This is a genomic window from Limnohabitans sp., from assembly GCF_031539105.1.
GTDB lineage: Bacteria > Pseudomonadota > Gammaproteobacteria > Burkholderiales > Burkholderiaceae_C > Limnohabitans.
Genome location: NZ_JAVKLM010000039.1, coordinates 1 through 3,310 on the forward strand (window position 1 = coordinate 1; position 3,310 = coordinate 3,310).

Sequence of the window (3,310 nt, forward strand, 5' to 3'; positions counted from 1 at the left end):
AGCGGCAGCTGTTTCGCCTTTTTGAGCAGCCAAAGCGCCCAACACCACTGCGGTGCGAGACATAGGCGACATCAACAAGCCACACAACTGAGCCAACAACACTTCTTTCGAAGGGATGCTTGCCAATTGCTTAACGCCGTTCGCGTCCAAAGCTTTACCACCGTAAACGCCTGCGCGGATCACCAACTTGTCGTTGGTTTTCGCGAAGTTAGCCACCACCTTAGCGGCAGCAATTGCGTCAACAGAGAAGCCATAGATCAGCGGGCCGGTCATCTGGTCGGCGACAACTTCAAATGAGCTACCAGTCACAGCACGGCGTGCGAGTGTGTTTTTCAACACGCTCAGGGTCACCCCGTTGCTGCGCGCTTGGTTGCGCAATTTGGTCATGTCAGCGACCGTGATGCCGCGGTATTCCGCAATCACCAGCGTTTGAGCTTGGGCGGCGAGCGTGGTCACTTCTGAAATGACCGCTTCTTTCTCACTGCGATTAAGACTCAAGGTCTACTCCTTTAAATGTGTCTTCAGGCAATTGCCCTCCAACACGCCACTTTTGCAGCGACCTAACTGTCAGGAAGAATTCCGTCGAGCGGGATCGCCATCTGCGTTGGTCAATCAAATTAAGCGGGGCAAACCCCGCACCAACGGTCTTGGATGGCCTGTGCAACTCCGAGAAGTTGCCTCAGCCCACCACTCTGGGCGCTGCTTACGCAGCCCCCGGATTTACGATCGTCGCCTTAGGCGCCGACGGTTTGCAAGTCAACGCGCACGCCCACACCCATGGTGGAGGACACGGCGACTTTGCGCAGGTAAACACCCTTGCTTGAAGCAGGCTTGGCCTTGTTCAAAGCTTCGATCAGTGCAGCCAAGTTGCCTTGCAATTTGTCTGTGTCGAATGAACGACGACCGATGGTGCCGTGCACGATACCGGCTTTGTCAACGCGGAACTGGACTTGACCAGCTTTGGCGTTGCGCACGGCGGTAGCGACGTCTGGTGTGACGGTGCCGACTTTGGGGTTAGGCATCAGGCCACGTGGACCCAAGATTTGACCCAAGGTACCCACAACGCGCATGGCGTCAGGCGCTGCAATCACCACGTCGAAAGGCATGTCACCGGCTTTGACCATGGCGGCCAAGTCGTCCATACCCACGATGTCAGCACCAGCGGCTTTGGCCTCTTCAGCCTTAGCGCCTTGAGCGAAGACCGCCACGCGAGCAGTTTTGCCAGTGCCGTTAGGCAGCACAACAGCGCCGCGCACGACTTGGTCAGACTTCTTAGCGTCGATGCCGAGTTGCACTGCAACGTCGATTGACTCATCGAACTTGGCAGTGGCGCACTCTTTGACGATGCCCAGAGCATCTACCAAAGCGTACAGCTTTGTGCTGTCCACTTTGCCTTCGAAAGCTTTTTGTTTTTTAGTCAACTTGGACATTTACACGCCCTCCACAGTCACGCCCATCGAACGGGCAGAGCCGGCGATGATACGAACAGCTGCGTCTAAGTCGGCAGCATTCAAGTCTTCCATCTTGGTTTTGGCGATTTCTTCGAGCTGAGCGCGCGTGATCTTGCCAACTTTGTCGACGTGTGGACGGGCAGAACCCTTGTCCAACTTGATGGCCTTCTTGATCAAGGTCGTCGCTGGAGGCGTCTTGATGATGAAGGTGAATGATTTATCTGCAAACGCAGTGATGACCACTGGCAATGGCAGACCTGGCTCAACGCCTTGGGTCTGGGCGTTGAACGCCTTGCAGAATTCCATGATGTTCAAACCACGTTGACCCAATGCTGGGCCAATAGGTGGTGATGGATTAGCTTTACCTGCTGGAACTTGCAGCTTGATAAAACCGACGATTTTTTTCGCCATGCTTTTCTCCTTACGGGTGCAAACGTTCTTGCGAACTCCCCGGGGTTAACGACTCACTTCACATGCTTGGCGCCGAGTCGGGAAGCGCCAAACCACTAACTTTTCAACCGATCAGGTCGGTCAGTAAAAGACTTACGTCTTTTCGATCTGACCAAATTCCAATTCGACAGGTGTTGCACGACCGAAGATGGTGACCGAGACGCGCACTTTGCTCTTCTCGTAATTAACCTCTTCCACCGTACCGTTGAAGTCGGTGAACGGGCCTTCTTTGACACGCACCAACTCACCCGCCATGAACTCAACCTTGTGACGAGGCTTATCAGCACCGTCTTGCATTTGGCTCACGATTTTCTGAACTTCAGCCTCAGAGATGGGTGCAGGACGGTTCTTAGCACCACCCACGAAACCCGTCACTTTGTTGGTGTGCTTCACCAAGTGCCAAGACTCGTCATCCATCACCATCTCGACGAACACGTAGCCAGGAAAGAACTTGCGCTCAGCGGTACGACGCTGACCGTTTTTCATTTCGACCACTTCTTCGGTAGGCACCAAGATGCGACCGAATTTGGTATCCATGCCAGCGCGTGCAATGCTTTCGCGAATGTTGCGCTCCACAGCCTTTTCCATGCCTGAATAAGCATGAACCACATACCAACGCAAATCAGGATTCACGTAGGCAGGTGGCGTTGCAGCCGCATCAGCTGCGGCGTTGTCGATGATGTCGCTCATTATTTTTTCCAGCCCAGAATCAGGTCGTAAAACACCCATTCGAGGGTCTTATCAGTCAGCCACAAGAACAGCGCCATGATCACCACGAAGGCAAACACATACAAAGTCATTTGCGTTGACTCTTTGCGAGTGGGCCACACAACCTTGTTGACTTCACGCCATGCGTCATTGCCAAATGCCACCAACTGGCGGCCAGGCAAGGACAACAAAAACACCACCACCGCAGCCACCAAGCCGCCGACCAATGTCAACCATTGAACGATCTGACCCTGCGCAGACAGCGTGTAAAAACCGGCCAAAGCAGCCACGACCAAAGCCACCACCAAGACAAGCTTGGCCTTGTCGGCGGTCGTCGAGACGTTTTCAATATTTGCTGCAGACATGGATGAGGGTTTTCCTGTACCGTTTTTTATGCGTTATTTAAGACACCGAAGCCCGCCATCTTGGCGGGCTTGGTAAACCACTGAGCTTTAGTGCTTTAGTGGCAGGGGCGGAGGGAATCGAACCCCCATCGACGGTTTTGGAAACCGCAACTTTACCACTAAGCTACGCCCCTAAATCTAGCGCTTAAATTTGTTGATTAGGCAATGATCTTGGCAACCACACCGGCACCAACCGTCTTACCGCCTTCGCGGATGGCGAAGCGCAAGCCTTCTTCCATCGCAATGGGGTGGATCAACTTCACAGTGATCGACACGTTGTCACCTGGCATCACCATC

At 53.8% G+C, this 3,310-nt stretch carries 5 protein-coding genes, 1 tRNA gene and 1 pseudogene; all 7 read right to left on the minus strand.

What is annotated here, in order from left to right; all coding sequences use genetic code 11:
• Positions 1–498: 50S ribosomal protein L10 (gene rplJ, locus RMR24_RS10780; protein WP_104800533.1), on the minus strand; the 498-nt coding region annotated here is incomplete at its 3' end.
• 236 nt (positions 499–734) lie between these two features.
• Positions 735–1,430 (minus strand): 50S ribosomal protein L1, encoded by a 696-nt coding sequence (gene rplA / locus RMR24_RS10785; RefSeq protein WP_310615084.1) that lies wholly within the window; start codon positions 1,428–1,430, stop codon positions 735–737.
• Positions 1,431–1,862, minus strand: coding sequence for a 50S ribosomal protein L11 (gene rplK / locus RMR24_RS10790; protein ID WP_104800531.1), 432 nt, complete (start codon positions 1,860–1,862; stop codon positions 1,431–1,433). It abuts the gene before it with no gap.
• Between the two features lie 132 nt (positions 1,863–1,994).
• Positions 1,995–2,591, minus strand: a complete 597-nt coding sequence (nusG, locus tag RMR24_RS10795) for a transcription termination/antitermination protein NusG (RefSeq protein ID WP_310615085.1) — start codon at positions 2,589–2,591, stop codon at positions 1,995–1,997.
• On the minus strand, positions 2,591–2,974 hold the full coding sequence (gene secE, locus RMR24_RS10800) for a preprotein translocase subunit SecE (protein ID WP_310615086.1): 384 nt from the start codon (positions 2,972–2,974) through the stop codon (positions 2,591–2,593). The genes nusG and secE overlap by 1 nt, the downstream gene beginning before the upstream one ends.
• Positions 2,975–3,073: 99 nt before the next feature.
• Positions 3,074–3,147, minus strand: a tRNA-Trp gene (locus tag RMR24_RS10805).
• A 24-nt stretch (positions 3,148–3,171) separates the two neighbouring features.
• Positions 3,172–3,310, minus strand: a pseudogene (locus RMR24_RS10810) (elongation factor Tu); the annotation flags it as partial.